This is a genomic window from Aquabacterium sp. CECT 9606 (genome assembly GCF_918741295.1).
GTDB lineage: Bacteria > Pseudomonadota > Gammaproteobacteria > Burkholderiales > Burkholderiaceae_C > Aquabacterium.
Window position 1 is genome coordinate 990,986 of the sequence record NZ_CAKKNB010000002.1, and the last position, 16,142, is coordinate 1,007,127.

Below are 16,142 nucleotides of genomic sequence, written 5' to 3' on the forward strand. Positions count from 1 at the left end.
TCATGAATTTCCGACGATTGACATTGTCGCTATTGGCTGCGATCTCAGTCGCTGTCGTTGTAATCCTGGCTTGGTGGTTTATCAGGCTCATGCCGGTGTCCGCCGGTCAGTACCATGTGCGTGGTCATTTTGGGCCCGTGGTCAACTGGCCGCTGATTCCATTGCAAGTATTGACCTTGCCAGACGGTCGTTTGCTGAGTTATGGCTCCGATGCCACTGGCCGGCAAAGCGGGCTCGAAATCTACGATATTTGGGATCCCAAAAAAGGCGTGGGCCCTGAATCCCACCTGACTTTGCCCAATACCACGGGCACCGACATATTCTGCAGCGGACAGCTCCTGATTCCTTCCAACCAAACTGTTTTACTGGTGGGGGGGGATCGCACCGTTGATGGGCGGCGAAATTGGTCGTCGCCGGATGTGAATGTTTTCAGTTACGCAGTCAATCAGCTGAAGTCGAGTGGGCAAACCATGGCCAATCCCCGGTGGTATCCCACTGTGGCCACGCTGGCGAATGGTGAAGTTCTGGTTTTGGGTGGGCGGCTTGACCCCACCCATTTCGTGCCCACCCCCGAGATATACACCCCTGAAAAAGGCTGGCGTGCATTGACGGGTGCCAGCAGTGATGAAGCTTTTGGTTCTAAGAACTGGGATTATCCCCGGGCCTGGCAAACCCAGCGCGGCGACCTGGTCATATTATCCGGTACTGGTGATATTTTTTCTCTGGACGTCACAGGCAAAGGCAGCGTTAAAAAACTGGGGGCCAAGTTGTCGGTTGGGCATGTCGATGTGCCCTCGCTGATGTACGCCCCGGGCAAGATCCTCTCCATGCGCAACCATGGCGAGGCATACAAGGTTGACATCAATGGGCAGGAGCCCGTGCCCACCAAGTTGGAGTGGTTCGGCATGGCCCGACACTATGCGTCCGCCACGGTGATGGCTGATGGCGGTGTTTTCATCAGCGGTGGCGGCCTGCGCAATAACAGTGACAAAGATCACATATTGGCTAATCGCGTGACCATGATTTGGAATCCGGTGACAGAAAAATTCACCATGGCCGACGTGGCTCAGAAAAACAGGCTTTACCACTCGGTGGCCTTGCTGTTGCCTGACGCCACCGTGTTCACGGGCGGCGGCGGTGCTGGTTATGCCAAGGCCGAAAACAACCTCAATGCAGAAATTTATTACCCGCCTTATTTGTACGAAAAGAATGGCAGTGGTCAATTGGCTCGCCGACCGGTGATTGGCAGTGCGCCGGATTTCATCGCCTGGGGTCACCAATTTGAATTGAAGGTGGATGCTGAGGTGTCCCGATTGACCTTGATCAAACTGGGCTCATCCACCCATGTGCAGGTTTTTGACCAACGTTTCCTGGATTTGCCTTTCACCAAGGAAGGTAACGCCGCTTACAAGGTCACGGCCCCCACGAGTGCCAATATGGCCCCGCCGGGGTATTACTTCCTGTTTGCGTTTGACAAAAATGGGGTGCCCAGCATCGCCAAAGTTGTCAAATTGGCAGCTCCTGCGGTGACAAGCTGAGAATCCGGGCATGGTCTGTGCAAGCGCAGGGCCTGCGGGAAGAAATTTTCTGAACTAAACGCCAACAGCCTGGTCAGTGTTTGGGCAGGTATCTTCGGCCCGTTGCAGCCTCGTCACAGGCGGCGGGCTGAGTTGTCCCTTTGCCTACCCCTTCAGCGAATCACTGTAGACTCAAAACTACTCTGCTCGAAGTAACTGACCAAGGTCTGTCGATGAAATTTTCTCAGTTCCTTTCAATTTTGCGAGCCCGCTGGATGATCCTGGCAGGCGTTCTGGGTGTGCTTGTGAGCATCGCGCTGATCGCAGGCTTCGCACTTCCCAAGAAGTACACGGCCACCGGGTCGGTTCTGATCGATTCGCGTTCACCAGACCCCATCAATGGCACCATGGCCGTCACGACAGGCAACTACCTGGCCACGCAGATGGACATCATCCGAAGCGAGCGTGTGGGCCTGAAAGTGGTTCGCTCACTTCGCATGGCCGAAAACGCCGACCTGCGTGCGCGCTGGCGTGAAGCCACCGACGGCCAGGGCTCGTTCGAGAACTGGATTGTCAACCTCATTTCCGACGGGCTTGATGTCAAGCCAACCCGTGACTCCAACGTCATCAACGTGAGCTACACCGGCGCTGATCCGGCTTTCTCGTCCGTCCTGGCCAATTCGTTCATCAACAACTACATCGACACCAGCCTGGAATTGCGGGTTGAGCCGGCCCGGCAGTTCGGCACGATGTTCCAAGAGCAGCTCAAGCAATCCCGCGACAAGCTGGACGAAGCCCAGCGCAAACTGTCGGCTTATCAGCAAGAAAAAGGCATTGTCGCGACCGATGAGCGGCTTGACGTTGAAACCGCCCGCCTCGGCGAGTTGTCCGCTCAGGTGGTGGGCTTGCAGGCTCAAACTGCGGATGCCCAAAGCCGTCGCGCCCAGTCAGGCATCAACAGCCCGGACAGCATGGGCAGCGGCGTCATCATGGCCCTGAAGGGTGATCTGGCTCGTCAAGAGGCGCGCCTGCAAGAGGCAAGTTCGCGGTTGGGTGAAGGCCATCCTCAGATCACCGAGCTGCGCGCAGGCATAGCCGAACTCAAGAACCGCATCAAGGCCGAATCTGGCAACGTCGGGCTGTCGTCCAATGTGATGCTGCAGATCAGTCAGCAGCGCGAAAACCAGGCTAGGGCCGCGCTGGATGCGCAGCGCACGAAGGTGCTCAAGCTCAAGGCCATCCGTGACGAGGCTCAGTTGATGGTCAAAGACGTTGAAAGTGCCCAGCGCGCATTTGATGCGATCCAGGCCCGCATCAGCCAGACCAGTCTCGAGAGCCAAAGCAACCAGACCAACATTTCGATCCTCAAGGTGGCCACGCCACCCGCCGGACACTCTTCACCCCGTCCGATCCTCTACACCTTGCAAGCCATCTTCGTGGGCTTGTTCCTGGGCATTGGCCTGGTGCTGATGGTAGAGCTCAAGCACCGCCGCATCCGTGGTGACCAGGACCTGACCGAACTGGTGGGGGCTGACCTGATCGGCCACATGCCCAGTGCAAAGGCCAAGGGGGCGCGTGCGCTGCCCATTCAGTTCGCGCCCAAGCTGCCTTCCACGGCCATGCTCCGACTGCCCGCCACTGGCAAATAACCATAGCCCAACCACCATGTCATCTACGAGCGAACAAACAGATCCCAGCATTGGCGACATCATCTCGCGCATCAACAGCCTGGACGCATCGCAGGTTGAGCAGATCGTTCAGTACCAAAAGGAAAAGGGCGTCAAGTTTGGCGAGGCGGCGGTAGCGCTGGGCTTGGCCAAGCACGAGGACGTGCTGTGGGCCTTGTCCCAACAGTTCAAATACCCTTACCAGGGCCGCACGCTCGAAAGCGTGTCCTCCGAGCTGGTGGTGGCCACCGATCCTTTTGATGCCACCGCCGAGTTCTTCCGCGATGTGCGTGCCCAGTTGCTCGGCTCGGTCTTCAACCCCAAGCGTGAGAACAAGTTGGCGCTGGCTGTCTGCAGTCCTGATGTCGGAGACGGCAAGTCTTTTTTCAGCGCCAATTTGGCGGTGGCTTTCAGCCAGCTCGCGGGGCGCACCTTGCTCATCGATGCTGACATGCGCACGCCGCGTTTGCACACGCTGTTCGGTGGCGAGGCATCCACCGCGGGGCTCAGCAATGTGCTATCAGGCCGGGCTGAAGTGAATGTCAAGAGGCCCATCGACTCCTTGCCCAACTTGTACCTGCTGCCGGTGGGCGTCATTCCGCCCAACCCCTTGGAGCTGATCCAGGGACAAGCCTTTGACCACCTGATCGAAAGCGTGCTGCCCAAGTTCGATTACGTCATTGTGGACACCCCGGCCGCCGTGCACGGGGCCGACGCGCGCGTGGTGGCCGCCAAGTGCGGCGCAGCTCTGGTGGTTGGCCGTGGTGGTGTGACGCAAGTCGCGCCCATGAAAACCTTGTGCGACAGCCTCAAGAAGACCTGCGAGCTGTTTGCCGGCGTGCTGCTCAACGACTACCGCGGCTAAGGCCGCAACTGTTGAGGCGAAACCATGATCATCGGGATGCTCGTCCGCCGCCAATTGGTGCATGTGATCATGGCATTTTTGTGTGCCTGCCTGGCACCCATTGCCCATGCGCAAAGCCTGGGTGATGGCCCATTTCGCAACACCTTCGGGCTGGTGGTGAAGTTCTCACAAGGCCAGCCCATGAGCCAGCTTCCCATGTTGGATGAGCTGGGGGTGCGCTGGGTTCGTGATGCTGTCTTGTGGCCCGACATGGAGCCCAAGGCGGGGCAGTACAACGACTTCCCGGCTGCTTTCAAGCAGCGCCTGGCCTATTACCGCGAGCACAAGATTGGCGTGGTGTTCGTGCTGGCCTTTGCCAATGGCAAGGCCTACCCGGCCACCAAGGAAAACCCCCTGGCCCCGATTGATCCTGAGGCTTATGGGCGCTACGCCGTGCACGTGTCTGGCCTGCTCAAAAAGGCCGGCGTCAAATTTGTGCTCCAGGTCTGGAACGAGCCCCACAACTTCGTCATCGGGAAAATGGTGGGTGGGCAGTGGAACGGCAAACCGCCATCGCCCTGGGTCAAGCATTACGTCTCCATGGTCCGCGAGGTCACCGAGCAGGTCAAAGCTCAAGACGCCACCGTCAAGATCATCGACAGTGAAGACGTCTGGGTGGCGCACTACTGGTTCCTGGAAGAAGGATTGCCCAAATCGTTGGATGGCCTGGGCATTCATCCTTATTCGGGCCAAAGTGCTCCTGGGCCCGAGGTGGCTGCAGCCTACGAAAAAACAGGCTGGGCGCTGCCGTTTCAACTGGTTGACCGAGATCGCTCCTTCTTGTCGGCGGTGCGCCGCCTGCGGGAGCAAGGCGTGAAGAAGCTTGGCAAGAAACTCGAGGTCTGGATCACGGAATGGGGATGGGCCATTGGAACGAAGAGCCCCAATGGTCCCGTCGACGAACACATGGTTGCCGCGTTTCTACCCCGCTCATTCATCGCCTCTGCGGCGGCGGGGGTAGAGGTGCTCTGCTGGTTCAGTGCACAAGATTCAGTGGATGGCAACTGGGGCCTGATCGCCAACAATGGCACTCGTCGCCCCGCCTACCAGGCATTCCGCACCATGTCCGCAGAGCTGGGCGACCTCGTCCTGACCAAGCAGATTGCTGGCAAGGGCCAACCAACACAGGGTGTGCAGGCCTACCTGTTCACCGGTGCCGACACCCGCAAGGTGGCCCTTTGGAGTGCAGACAACAAGCCCCGCACATTCAAGCTGGATGGCCGGTGGGCGGTTAAAAAGGCCGTTGATCTGCAGGGCAAGGAGATCGACCTCAAAAACCTGAAGAGCCTGCCGGTGGGACTGGAGCCCATCTACCTGAGCATCGGCGCCAACGACAATCCTCTTTGGTCTGACGACCTGGTTCAGTAAACATGGTCCCCTCGATATTTGGCATATTGATCCTGTTGTTGGCGCTGGTTGTGTCAACCAACGGCATGGTCTACCTGGCGATCATTGCCACCCTGTTTGGCGCCACGGCCGCCGCATATGCCACGGCCTTGGGCGGTGCCAACATCACACCCGCCGTGATGGTGCAGCTCTTCGCAGCCTGGCGTGTGCTTCGCAAGGAAGGGGTCACGGGCTTCCTCGAACCCATGTCGTTCCTGAAACCCGGCTTCTGGCTGCTGCTCCTCACGATCTGGGCCGCCATCTCCGCTGTGGTCATGCCTCGGTTCTTCCAGGGGCAGTTCATGGTGAATTCAATGGACCGTGACTCTGGGGAGTTTGGTTTGATGGTCATCGCTCCGGTGTCCATGAACATCACGCAGGCCATGTATGCCGTTTTGGGCTTGTTCGCGTTCGTGACCATGCGGGTCACCCTGCAAAGGCCCGGCGCCTACCCCGTGCTGGCCAAGGCGATGCTGTGGGTGGCTGGTTTGAACATCGTGGCGGCTTTGCTGGACCTGGCCCAGTACCACCTGGGGGCGCCGCCCATCCTCGCGTTCATCAAAAACGCCAATTACAAGTTGATGGGCGGCGAGGTGGCTGGGTTGATGAGAATTTCCGGCACCTTTGCAGAGACCTCGGCTTTCTCGCAGTTCACCTTGACCTTGCTTGCCTTCACCCACACCTTGTGGATCAACAAGGTCTACACCAGGTGGTCGGCGCCACTGTCCATCGCCAACCTTGGGCTGTTGTTGATCTCAACATCTGGCACGGCCTACGTGGGTTTGTCGATCTGTTTTGCCATGGCCTTCACCTATTCCGTTGCCTACTTCATGCAACACGGAGACATCGGCAAATACCGCCTGTACATCTGGATGGCGGTGCTGGGCGTGATTGGTGCCGTGGCGGTGATGCTGTTCGTGCCTGCGGTGCTTGAGGCTGTGACCGACTATTTCGGCGTGGTGATCGGCAAGAAGGTCACCTCTGACTCTGCCTCTGTGCGGTTCGCCATGAATGCCCGAGCCTATGACAACTTTTTCGACTCGTTCGGCCTGGGTACGGGGCTGGGCAGCAACCGTGCTTCTAGCTTTGCGCTGGTGCTTTTGTCCAACCTGGGCTGGATTGGCGTGCTGTTTTTTGGCCTGTTCTTATGGTCCGTGCTGATGGGCCGTGGCCGTGCACAGATGCCCGCATTAGACGCTGCGGTGGTGCTGGGTGCGCGTCATGCGGTCTTGGCCAGTTTGGTGGCCGCCTGTGTGTCGGCTGTGGTCTACGACCTGGGCGTTGTGTTCTACATCCTGGCCGCTGCAGCGGTTGTGCCGCATCAATCGTGGGCGATCAATGCGGCACCTGAGAAATCGTCTGGCAAGGCTGGTCAGAACCAGCCTGCGATCACTGCGTGACGGTGACCGAGTAACGAACGAACACGGGCCCGGTGGCTTCGGTCAACTTCAGTTGAGCCGTGGCCGGATTGCTGGTGGCCGTGGTCGTGACAGCGGCACCCGACCATGAGGTCACGGTGGCCGATTTCGGCACGGTCAAGGTCAGCGGCACGTCAGTCGAATCAACCCACACAGCGAACACCGAATCGGTGCTGCTGTCCCAGCGCATGGCATGCACATTGGCGGGCACGTCTTTGACGAGACCAACGTAGTTCCGTGTCTTGGTGAAGCTGTACAGCGTTTGCAGGGCATTGAAAGCGGGCTTGGGGTCTGCGGCCTTGGTGAGCAGGCCAAAGTTGTGCTCGCCATTGTTGGGATCCAGACCTGAGTCTGACAACTCGTAGATCGTCATCAAAGGCAGGTTCAAGGCGGTCTGTGTCAGCACGCTGCGCAACACCATCACGGCCTGCCGTGCTCTGGCACGGGGGTCATGCCCGTTGCCATAAACGGCGGTGTCAAACAAGCCCACCGATGCGTAACCCCATTCGGTGGCCCAAATGGATGGGTTGGTGATGCCTTGGGAGCTCAGCACGGCTTTCAGGGGCGCAACGTCTGCCGCAAAGGTTTCTGGAGCCCATGGGCGATAAGGGTGAATCGCAAAACCATCCAGGCTGTTCAACTGGCCGGTTTTGGCCAATTTGAGGATGTACGGCAGGTTGACCCAGGAGGGGCCTCCATTGATCACCTTGCGAGTGGAATCGGCACCCTTGATGGCTTGGCGAGTGACGCCGAGCAACTGTGCATAGGCTTCAGGATCGCTGCCAGCCCAGAAATTGTTGTTGTCTGGTTCGTTCCACACTTCAAACGCAATGACATTGCGGCCCCTGGCGAATAGCGCGGATTGGCGAGCGAACTCCGCAAAGGCTGCGCGGCTGGTCGAGGTCACGGGCGCGCCGCCACCATAGTCAGGGTGACCATAGGCGAGGATGACGACGGCCTTCATGCCATGCTTGGCCAACTGGTTCAGGATGTTGTCGTAGTGGCTGAAGTTGAAAGTACCACCCGACTGCACGGTCGGCCAATCGAAACCGATCCGGACCACAGAGATGCCCACGCTGGCGGCTTGGCTGAGCTCTTTGTCGGACAACTGCCAAAAGTGAGATGCGACGGCGAAGCGTCCAGCAACCGTGGGCAGCACGCCATTGGTCAGCAAGGCGGACTGCCTGGACAACGCCAGGTTGCTGGCACCGGAGTCGACCAGCCTGACATTGTCGACTTTCAGATTGCCGGCTGGCGTGGCCAGGGTGGGCGTCGTGGCCGTGACAGACATCGCCGTGATACCGCTGTGTAATTGGCCGTCATTGGCGCCTGCCCAATAAGTCGTCGATGAGCCCACTGGCACCATGACGCGAGCCCAGGTGCCACCAGCGGCTGTTTCCAGGTTGCGAGCCGTGAATTTGTATTGCAGCACTTGGCCACTGCCATCCACTACGCGCAAACCGGTGCCCAGCAGAGGCTGGCTGGTTTGCACATCCATGCTGATCATGGCGGTGTCGGGCGTCGCAGTGCTGAACAGAGAGCCGAGCTTGCGGCTCATGGCGACATACTTGCCGCAACCACTTGGTAGCGCCAATTGGTAGGTGGTCCCGCCGCAGTTGAGATCCACAGCCAAGTTGCCCGCCAAGCTGGGCGTCTTCTCGCCGGAGACCAGCGTCAGGCCGCCTCGGGCCCCTGGAAACTCGCTGCCTGGTTCATACAACCAACCTGTGACCCCGCCCCCGAGGCTGCCCGAGGTGTCAAAAGTTTCCAATTGGGTGCCGACGGTCAGGCTACTGACGCTGGACACAGCAGCCAGGTAGGTTGAACTTTCAACGTTGACCGTCGTTGGCGATGTTGGCGCGGGCGCCGTGGGGGTTGTGGTCGGAACCGTAGAGACAGGTACCGTCGTTGTGCCGCCTGTGGTGCTAGTGGCATCGCCGCCGCCGCCGCCGCAACCTTGCAAGGTGATCAACAGGGCGCCAAGCACGCCATATCCAAACAACAGCTTCATATAAAACCCAGACAAACTACGATTTCAGGAAAAAATTTGATCAAATCGATCTGAAGCCTGATCTTATGAAGTTGGCGGTCAGCGTGCGATCAAACCTGTAACCATATACATATCGTATCAGGCAAGTGGAGCGGTCTTTGCACGTGAACGATTGCACAGGTAAAAATGACACGCTTAGGGAAGATCTTGCAAAAGCACAAAAGTGGTGCCTGGCAAATTTGTATCTGCCCGTTACAATTTTTTGAGAGCGTAAATACGGTTTATATAGTGGGTAAGGCCCAATCCTAGTACTATCCCTTAATGTTTCAAGATTGTGATAATGGTCGCTACCTCACAAATTAGCGCTGCTGCGGTGTCAGTAAAACAGCCTCGTTTTCACCAGCTTGATGCCATTCGCGGAGTGGCGGCACTGGCAGTTGTGTTGTCGCACTTCTCGTCGGTCATGGCCTCCGATCCTGCTGGCAATATAGATGGCTTGAATAAAGCATTGGCTTATTTCATGCTCACCCCCTTGGGTGGCATATTGATTGGTTTGCCAGCAGTTTTGTTATTTTTTGTATTGTCCGGCTTCGCTTTGACAAAAATGCTTCAAAATAGCCGTGATGGTTATGTCGGGTACGCCGTCAAAAGAGTAGCGCGCATTTGGCCGCCGTATCTATTGGCGATTGCCCTGAGTGTTGTTTTCATTGCGACGCTCGGGTGGCCAACTGGGGAGCATGTAAGCGGATGGGTCAGCAAAATAACTGGTCATCCTTTGTCAGGCAAGGATGTGATTGATCATGTCTTGCTATTGGGAGCATTTGAGCCCCATTACAACTTTGTAGCGTGGACTCTGGTCTATGAAATGCGCATCTCCCTGCTTTTCCCATTGATCTACATGACCTTGTTGCGGTGGGGGCCGTCAAAGGCACTTAGCATCTATGGCGCTGTCAGCTTGACCTGTGTAGCTTTGCATTATTTTGCAAAGTCGCAAGGCTATTTACCTTTGGCCAATTGGGCGCTGACGGGCCACTATGTGTTGTTTTTTGTGGTGGGTGGGTTGATTGCGCTGCACCTTGCTGCGATTGCTCGTTGGTACCAAGCGCGGTCAAACATAGCCAGATTTGCTTTATTGGCTTTGATCATTGTCAGCTACACCTACCCGCCCCAAATTAGAGATCTTGGTGGAGTTTTTGCAAAATTCCCCATGATTTTGACCCACTGGATGATTTTACCAAGTGTGGCTCTGGTGGTCATCATGGCCATTACCAGCCCAAAGATTGAGGCCTTGCTGTTGCACCAGCCATTGCAGTGGCTCGGCAAGGTCTCATATAGCCTTTACCTATTTCATCCTCTCGTCTTGTTTTTCATGGTAAGGCACTTGAGCGACAATTTCCAAGTTTTAAATGCAGCGTTGCTGGGTGTCGCTATGTCATTGGTGGTTGCCGCGCTCGCGTACCGGTGGGCCGAATTGCCTTCGCAGAAAATGGGGCGTGTGCTTGCTGATATTTTGAGAAGAAGAAATGCGGTGCCTGACTGATTCAACAGCTAGCTGATGGTTGGCCGCGCAAATAGCGGGTTCGCCATCGCTGACCGGTGGGAGAACCCTAAGTTGGGGGGTGTTGCCTTGGTTGTCATATGCTAAGCTTGCTTTGCCCCAATTGGCTTAAATTCTGAGTACAGTATGAAGACGAGAAACGTGGCGCTTGATTACGCCAAGGGAATCGGCATTTTAATTGTGGTATTCGCCCATTTGTTGCGAGGACTTCAAGGCTCGGGGCTACTGAAGGGCGTGGACGAGCACGTTATACAAGCTATTAGCAGTGCTTGCACTATTATTTCAATGCCGGCTTTTTTCATGGCTTCTGGTTTGCTTTATGGCGCAAATATAAAAAAGCGCCATGGCATGAACGAGCTCGCTGGTAAATTTGATGGGATCTTTTACCCTTATCTCATATGGTCATTGATCATTGGCACATTTGAGATATTGGGAAACGGTGTGCGCAACGGAAGCACATCACCCTATGATTTGATGCACCTTCTGTGGAGCCCGAAAGGTATATTCTGGTTTTTGTATGCGCTGCTCATGGCTTTTATCTCGGTTGAGATCCTAATCAAACTGCTCGGAGTAGCTCGAGCACCAATCGCCTTAGTGGCTTTCAGTATTGGCCTGTTGCTCGCCTACCCCTACCTTCCGGCCATATTCTGCTTGCGAGAGTTCAGCATGAGTTTGGTTTATTTTGCATTAGGCGTCTTTTTGGCCGACCGCTTCCCCAAGACCCAGGTTGGGTCTTGGGGAACATTGGTAGTGGCAACCTGCGCCCTTTTTGCGCTGGAGTATTTTGCGCACATGGTCATGGGCGTCAGTACTGGCAGCACAAGATCCATCACTCCCAATGTGTTCTGGTTGGGCATCAGCTCGTTGGCATTGATGCTGGCCATTTGCTATTCCCTGCCCAGTTCCGGCCTGGATTGGCTGCTCAATTTGGGCTCAAGGTCCATGGACATCTATTTGGTTCATATACTTTTTGTGGCCACCGTTCGCATCGTTCTCGATAAATTCCTGAACGTCCAATCCGTGCCTGTTTATCTGGCGCTAGGTATGTTCTTCGGGGTTTTCGGCTCACTCGCTTTGACGAGTTTCATGAAAAAAACGCGGCTGAAATATTTATTACAACCGCCTGAGTTCCTCTCGCTGAAGGCCAGGCTTTCTCCCAAGGTGGCTTTGCAAGTGCTTTGACGGGTCGACTGAGCGTCGTCAAGGATGTTGGTTGTTGCCGCTTTCCTTGAACAGTTCCCGCTTGTACCTGTAGAAAGTGAACAAAGCGACCGATGCAATCAACTCGGCCAGCACACGCCCACCAGCGGCACCAATCGCGCCGTTGTACCAAGCCCCTGCAGCCGTCAAACAGATGCCAAAGCTGGTGGTGGCCACATTGATGGCACTGACCTGTCTTTCCAGCCGCCTTGGGAAGAAGACGTAGACAGAAATGGCGTTATTGAACGCTGCCAGCAAAAAGATCGGGGCCATGACCATCAGAATGGTGGAGGCATGCTCAAATTTTGCGCCCAGCACCAAGTTCAGAAGCGGTGGCGCAATTGTCAGTGAGGCCAGCGTGGCCATGCCTCCCGCCAAGCAAACCCATTTGACGGCTTTCAGCTGCTGACGAAACACCTCTTGGGCGTTTCCATGCTCCTGAAGCATCTTTGAGAACCACGACAGGAGCACTTGGCCGGCTGGCACCAGCAAGCTCAGCCCGGTGGTGATGACTTTTTCAGCGGTGCCAAAATAGGCCACTTGGTCTGGTGTGGAGAATGCCGCCAGCGAATACGTGCCAATGTTGGTCATCAAGGCGTAGGTGCCGCCCGTGATGAAAAGCGGTGTGGATTGCCTGATCAGGCGCCAGCCTTCTGTGACATTGGAGGGTTGAAAGCTTTGCGATTTCCCGACAATGAAATACGCGATGAAACTGGTCAATGCCGATGACGTGGCCAAGGCCACCATCACATAAATTGAATCGCTGCTGCCTCGCACCATCAGCAGTACCATGCTCAAGGTGATCACAAAGCCGGTGATTTCAATCAATACCGGGGTGGTGAAATTCAATCGCCCCTGAAAGTACCAGCCTAGATTGAAGCCTGCCACCACGCCGCAAAACACCGCCAGACTGGCAATGGCCAAGTGCTTGCTCAGCAAAGGTGATCCGGCAATGAAGGCAATGCCCACACCGATGGCCAGCGGAACGAGTAAAAAACGTCCAGTCAGATGTCGGCTGAATTCTCGATTGCGTTCTTCATCGGTTTTCAGGCCTGCAAAATTACGTGCGCCGGTGTATGAAAACCCCCATCCTTGTATCGTCCACACAATGCTTTGCACCGACATCGCGGCCAGCACAATGCCGTACGACTCCGGGCCCAGAACGCGTGCGTAAAAAGGGATGAGAACAATCAGATAAACGTATCTGAAGAAATACCCGGCATAGGCAGATATCAAATGTTTGTTGAGCGAAGCCATCGGGTTATTTTTGATTTCTACCTGGGGCTGGATTCAACACAGCGGAATAAGACCTGACACACTCTTTCCAGCCAAAGAGCCGAATGGCGGTCAAGCCTTGATCCGATTTGCTGGGAGCGATGGCTTTCAAGGCAGTGGCGCGAGCGACCAACTCCTCGTCGTCCTTGAACGGTACGGTGCTGGGCAGTTCGCTGGCTACCCAATGGATAAATGGGCTTTCGCGTGCCCAAATCGCCGGGACTTGGCCCACCGCTTCAAAGAAGGCACCACTGACCAGCATGGAGTCGTTGATGTGGGCCAAGATCAAGACGTCAAGCGAGGCCAGGCTGGCCGCGAAGTCTGCATCGCTCATGTAGCCGGACTGAAAAACCACCTGTGGCGCCAACTGTCGTCGCGTGATGATCTCTTTCAATTTCGCAGCGTAGTCATCACTGGCGCGCCCACGGATGACCAAAGGCAGGCCTGGCGGCCAGATCTCCAGGATGGCATGGATGTTCTTATAGGGCCTGACCGCCCCCAGCATGCCAAATTGGGGTGGCCTAGGCACGCTTGCCACGGGCTGGGGGGCGTGTGTTATTGCAGCCTGGCCATCATCCCAGTAAAGGGGGTGCGGCAGGTAGACAGCGCTGTACGGTTCAGCGTGGCTGGGGTCATGGACCACGCGGACATCGGCCATGGACCTGAGCAGGCGGATCAAGCGAATGGACAGCTTCTTGTGCCAGCCTGTGGTGTCGTGCACGGCATGGTTGTGCACAAAGTAAACCACCTTGGCCCGAGCGACGGCCATGAGCAGCAGGTAGAACAAGAACTCCACGCTGCCTTTCAGGGCCAAACGAGGTGAGGCGCCCTTCCAAACAAAGGGCCGTGTTTCAAGCCAATGGAACGCCATCACATTGCCAGGCTTGAAAAGCCCCCAAGCCTGACCGGTCAAGACCGATTTGATGCTCAATGGCTTGACGGCAAAACCGCAGTCGCTGAGCAGCCGTTTTTGCAGGTCGATGTAGCGGTTGGTGGTGTTGGTGAAGGGTGAGACAAACGCTGTTCTGGTCATGGAGCCGCCCCTGGGGCGGAACCTCGGCTGCCAGGATCACACACATAGCGGGCGGCTTTGGTGGCCACGCCTCGGGGCGCCAGCAGCACCACGCCGGCCCATGCAAACAGGCCGGCTTTCTTGAGCAGGCTGTAATCGTTTCGGACCGCGATGGAGCGCAGCAACCGGGGCAAGCGTGGCAAGGTCGCCTTCTTGTCTGCCCACCAACCATTGCCAGCCAAGGCTGTGATGGCATAGGCGGATTTCTCGTTCGAAAAATCAAGCAGAGTGGTGGGGGACTGGATGGTGCCCTGGCTGCGTTCGGTCATCCACCGTCCAAAGCGCTCAATGCGCGCTTGCAGCCGTTTGTCCAATGACAGGCCTTTGGCCGCATTGCCAAAGGTGAACGAGCTGTCTTTGCCGGGCATGCGGTGAATGCGGTACAGCCCCAGGATGCCCTCGCAAGCGGCCACGGTGCCAAACAGGGTGGAGCCAAAGATGCAGAAGAAATCCGCACCATGGCGATCTTGCTCGTCGGCGGGCAGCGGAAAGATACGGGTCAGCACGCTGCGGCGATAGGCGTTGCCAGAAGCCGGCGGTGAAGAGTGGGGCACGCCATGCTTGAGGAAGGCCGTGGCCACGTCACCTTGTGCCAATTCATTGGGAATGGTGGCGCCCACCTTTTCGCCATTGGGACCGATGAGTTCGAGCTTGAAATGGACCTTGGCGACCCCTGCGCCAAACTGGTGGGCGATGTTCGCCAGGGCCTCGGGCAGCAGGGCGTCATCCGAATCCAGAAAGAGCACCACATCGCCGCTGGTCTGTTCAAAGCCGGCGTTGTAGGCTGATATCTGGCCCCCATTGGCCTTGGCGATCACCTTGATGCCACGGGCTTCGTATTGGCGAATGATGTCCAGCGAGTTGTCGGTGGAGCCATCGTCTACCACGATCACTTCCAGAGGCGGATAGCTTTGCTGCAGCACCGAGTCGATGGTCTGCCTGACATAGCGCTCATAGTTGTAGTTGCACACCACCACCGAGATGCGTGGCGCCGACAAGGCTTCGAGGACAGACGGTTGAGGGCTCATGCTGGGCGACCACGCTGGCTCAGGACCGCTTGAAGCAAGTCCAGGTTGAGGGTGGCTGAACGCTGCCACGAGTACTGCGCGGCGCGCGCCCTGCCTGCTTGGGCCATGGCTGGTGCCAGCGCAGGGTCCTTGAAAAAATCGGTCAATCTTTGAGCGAGTTGCTCAGGACGGTGCGGGTCAAAATAAAGGGCGGCATCCCCACATGTTTCCTTGACCGCATCGGCGGTTGAGGCGATGACGGGGCATCCACTGGCCATGGCCTCCAAAGGTGGAATGCCAAAGCCTTCGTAGAAGGATGGGAACACGAAGCACGAGGCGTTCTGATAAAGGGCCTTGAGTTCGCCATCGCTCACGTACCCCAGCTTCACCATGTGCTCGGATGTTTCGGTGGTTTGTTGGAAGACCGCCGAGTTGGTGGCGCCGGCCACCACGCACCTGGGCGCTTTAGAGCCCAACAACGACAAGGCTTTGACGATGCTGCCGAAGTTTTTATTGGGATTGGCGCTGCTGACCGCCAGCACAAAAGGCTGCCCGCGCAATTGGTGCTTGTCGAGGATGGTGTCGTCCGCCAGGATTTTGTCCAGGTGTTGCCAGCCCTCGGTGGTCACGCCAATGCGCTCGGCCTTGGCGCCAAAGCACGCGATGGCTTCTTGTTTGCTGAACTGAGAGACGGCCACGGTCAACGGCGAGTGCTTGACGAGCGAGCGAACCATGAAGTTGTACCAAAGCCGAAACTTGGCCGTGTACGCCTCGGGCACCCTCACGACACCCGCATCGTGGACTGTGGTGACTTGCCAGCGGTGCAGCAACGGGCCGGCGAATGCGAAGGTGAAGAGCAGGCCACGGCGGGCATGCCAAGCCAGTTCGGTCTGCTCCCAGGCATGTCCTGAAAGCCGGCCCACGTGTTGAAAACGGATGTGGCGTAAGCCCGGATCGGGTGTGCCTTGGGGGGCCAGAATCGTGACTGGAGCAAAGTTGCGATAAGCCCCGCCGGGCGCCAACTGGTCATCCATGCAGGCCAGCGTTTCGCGCGCATAACGCTGGATGCCCGTGACGCCCTGGCCCAGAAATCGACCGTTGATGAACAGGGGTGGCTTGGAGTGAGCTGCCAATTTCAGTGACCCTGC

12 protein-coding genes are annotated in these 16,142 nt (G+C 57.0%); 7 read left to right on the forward strand and 5 right to left on the reverse strand.

Translation table 11 applies throughout. The features are described from left to right. Positions 1–2 precede the first annotated feature (2 nt). The 5 genes from LQ232_RS12295 (at position 3) to LQ232_RS12315 (ending at position 6,874) form a co-directional block, all read left to right on the forward strand. Positions 3–1,538 (forward strand): glyoxal oxidase, encoded by a 1,536-nt coding sequence (locus tag LQ232_RS12295; RefSeq protein ID WP_230180599.1) that lies wholly within the window; start codon positions 3–5, stop codon positions 1,536–1,538. A 212-nt stretch (positions 1,539–1,750) separates the two neighbouring features. Beyond that, positions 1,751–3,166, forward strand: a complete 1,416-nt coding sequence (gene epsF, locus LQ232_RS12300; protein WP_230180600.1) for a chain length determinant protein EpsF — start codon at positions 1,751–1,753, stop codon at positions 3,164–3,166. 16 nt (positions 3,167–3,182) lie between these two features. Beyond that, positions 3,183–4,049 (forward strand): polysaccharide biosynthesis tyrosine autokinase, encoded by an 867-nt coding sequence (locus tag LQ232_RS12305; RefSeq protein WP_230180601.1) that lies wholly within the window; start codon positions 3,183–3,185, stop codon positions 4,047–4,049. Positions 4,050–4,118: 69 nt separating this feature from the next. Then, a complete protein-coding gene (locus LQ232_RS12310) occupies positions 4,119–5,456 on the forward strand; it encodes a hypothetical protein (protein WP_230180602.1) in 1,338 nt (445 codons plus the stop codon). Positions 5,457–5,458: 2 nt separating this feature from the next. Beyond that, on the forward strand, positions 5,459–6,874 hold the full coding sequence (locus LQ232_RS12315; RefSeq protein ID WP_230180603.1) for a hypothetical protein: 1,416 nt from the start codon (positions 5,459–5,461) through the stop codon (positions 6,872–6,874). Here the strand turns inward: LQ232_RS12315 and LQ232_RS12320 are convergent. Continuing rightward, positions 6,864–8,903 carry a cellulase family glycosylhydrolase gene (locus LQ232_RS12320; RefSeq protein ID WP_230180604.1) on the reverse strand — a complete coding sequence of 680 codons (2,040 nt, stop codon included), beginning with the start codon at positions 8,901–8,903 and terminating at the stop codon, positions 6,864–6,866. The two genes, LQ232_RS12315 and LQ232_RS12320, sit on opposite strands and share 11 nt — an antisense overlap. Positions 8,904–9,222: 319 nt before the next feature. Between LQ232_RS12320 and LQ232_RS12325 the strand changes: the two genes are divergently transcribed. Together LQ232_RS12325 and LQ232_RS12330 are read left to right on the forward strand one after the other, a co-directional pair. Further along, on the forward strand, positions 9,223–10,422 hold the full coding sequence (locus LQ232_RS12325; RefSeq protein ID WP_230180605.1) for an acyltransferase: 1,200 nt from the start codon (positions 9,223–9,225) through the stop codon (positions 10,420–10,422). A gap of 144 nt (positions 10,423–10,566) precedes the next feature. Next, positions 10,567–11,622: an acyltransferase family protein gene (locus LQ232_RS12330; protein ID WP_230180606.1), complete on the forward strand. Its 1,056-nt coding sequence runs from the start codon at positions 10,567–10,569 to the stop codon at positions 11,620–11,622. Between the two features lie 18 nt (positions 11,623–11,640). On the opposite strand, the gene LQ232_RS12335 is transcribed toward LQ232_RS12330, so the two are convergent. The 4 genes from LQ232_RS12335 to LQ232_RS12350 are packed head-to-tail and all read right to left on the reverse strand — an operon-like array spanning position 11,641 to position 16,127. Beyond that, positions 11,641–12,897 (reverse strand): lipopolysaccharide biosynthesis protein, encoded by a 1,257-nt coding sequence (locus LQ232_RS12335; protein ID WP_230180607.1) that lies wholly within the window; start codon positions 12,895–12,897, stop codon positions 11,641–11,643. Positions 12,898–12,901: 4 nt separating this feature from the next. Continuing rightward, positions 12,902–13,948 (reverse strand): glycosyltransferase, encoded by a 1,047-nt coding sequence (locus LQ232_RS12340; protein ID WP_230180608.1) that lies wholly within the window; start codon positions 13,946–13,948, stop codon positions 12,902–12,904. After that, a complete protein-coding gene (locus tag LQ232_RS12345) occupies positions 13,945–15,015 on the reverse strand; it encodes a glycosyltransferase family A protein (protein ID WP_230180609.1) in 1,071 nt (356 codons plus the stop codon). The genes LQ232_RS12340 and LQ232_RS12345 overlap by 4 nt, the downstream gene beginning before the upstream one ends. Further along, complete coding sequence (locus LQ232_RS12350) at positions 15,012–16,127, reverse strand: glycosyltransferase family 1 protein (protein WP_230180610.1); 1,116 nt, start codon at positions 16,125–16,127, stop codon at positions 15,012–15,014. Before LQ232_RS12350 ends, LQ232_RS12345 begins: the two co-directional genes overlap by 4 nt. Positions 16,128–16,142: the final 15 nt, after the last annotated feature.

What these genes read in the sequence shown, in the direction of transcription:
- LQ232_RS12295 (WP_230180599.1), top strand. Translation starts at nt 3, where the DNA reads ATGAATTTCCGACGATTGACATTGTCGCTATTGGCTGCGATCTCAGTC.
- LQ232_RS12335 (WP_230180607.1), bottom strand. Translation starts at nt 12,897, where the DNA reads ATGGCTTCGCTCAACAAACATTTGATATCTGCCTATGCCGGGTATTTC.
- LQ232_RS12340 (WP_230180608.1), bottom strand. Translation starts at nt 13,948, where the DNA reads ATGACCAGAACAGCGTTTGTCTCACCCTTCACCAACACCACCAACCGC.
- LQ232_RS12345 (WP_230180609.1), bottom strand. Translation starts at nt 15,015, where the DNA reads ATGAGCCCTCAACCGTCTGTCCTCGAAGCCTTGTCGGCGCCACGCATC.
- LQ232_RS12310 (WP_230180602.1), top strand. Translation starts at nt 4,119, where the DNA reads ATGGCATTTTTGTGTGCCTGCCTGGCACCCATTGCCCATGCGCAAAGC.
- LQ232_RS12325 (WP_230180605.1), top strand. Translation starts at nt 9,223, where the DNA reads ATGGTCGCTACCTCACAAATTAGCGCTGCTGCGGTGTCAGTAAAACAG.
- LQ232_RS12305 (WP_230180601.1), top strand. Translation starts at nt 3,183, where the DNA reads ATGTCATCTACGAGCGAACAAACAGATCCCAGCATTGGCGACATCATC.
- epsF (WP_230180600.1), top strand. Translation starts at nt 1,751, where the DNA reads ATGAAATTTTCTCAGTTCCTTTCAATTTTGCGAGCCCGCTGGATGATC.
- LQ232_RS12315 (WP_230180603.1), top strand. Translation starts at nt 5,459, where the DNA reads ATGGTCCCCTCGATATTTGGCATATTGATCCTGTTGTTGGCGCTGGTT.
- LQ232_RS12320 (WP_230180604.1), bottom strand. Translation starts at nt 8,903, where the DNA reads ATGAAGCTGTTGTTTGGATATGGCGTGCTTGGCGCCCTGTTGATCACC.
- LQ232_RS12330 (WP_230180606.1), top strand. Translation starts at nt 10,567, where the DNA reads ATGAAGACGAGAAACGTGGCGCTTGATTACGCCAAGGGAATCGGCATT.